1 protein-coding gene is annotated in these 899 nt (G+C 46.6%); it reads right to left on the reverse strand.

Features of this window, described 5'->3' with window-relative positions:
- On the reverse strand, positions 1-883 hold an 883-nt coding region (locus tag A3763_RS24215; protein ID WP_231872308.1), incomplete at its 3' end, for a bifunctional diguanylate cyclase/phosphodiesterase.
- Positions 884-899: the final 16 nt, after the last annotated feature.

The following is an 899-nucleotide window of genomic DNA, read 5'->3' on the forward strand; positions in this document are numbered from 1 at the left end:
TATGAATAGGCAGTTTATGAATATAGTTCAGTGATGAATAACCCGTGCCAAAGTCGTCAATGGCAATGGTGACGCCATGCTCAGAGAGTTGTCTGAGTTTTTGAGTCATATTCTCAAGGTCGTTCATAATAACATTTTCAGTGAGCTCGATTTCGAGATTTCCGGGCGGGAAATCTGCCTGGCGCAAGCTGGATAGTAAACGCTGTACAAAGCGCGGGTGTTCAACCTGGAGAGGTGAGAAGTTTACTGATAAGCGAATGTCACTTTGGCCGCTGTCGATCCAGGATTTAATTTCTTTACAGGCCGAATGCAGTACCCAGTCGCTAATATCAGACATTAGTCGGGTTTCTTCGGCTAAAGGAATAAACTCGCCAGGATAGATTAGACCACGCTCAGGATGCTGCCATCTTACCAGCGCTTCAACACCGATGGTCTTACCTGTCTTGGCAGAAATTTGAGGCTGATAATAAACTTTGAACTGGTTACGTTCCAGTGCGTTTCTAAGGTCTCTTTCCAGGCTCAAACGATTTGAGGTGTGGATGGCCATATCTTCGCTGTAGTACTGGTAACCATCTTTACCGCGTCCCTTTACATGGTACATAGCAACATCGGCATTTTGGATGAGCTGGTCAACCGTGTTCCCGCCATTAGGGTAGACGGCAATACCAATACTTACGCCGACAAATACTTCATGCTCACCCAGGTCGAAAGGGGCTTTGAGTGTTGAAATGACTTTCTTGGCAATGGTTCTGGCATCTTCAGGCGAAGAAATTGATGGCAGAAGTAGGGTGAATTCATCTCCACCAAAACGAGATAAGGTATCACACTTTCTGACGCAGCTTTCAAGGCGAAGGGCCACAGACTGCAATAAGCGGTCGCCCATAGCGTGCCCCAAAGTA

This window comes from Oleiphilus sp. HI0128 (assembly GCF_001635365.1).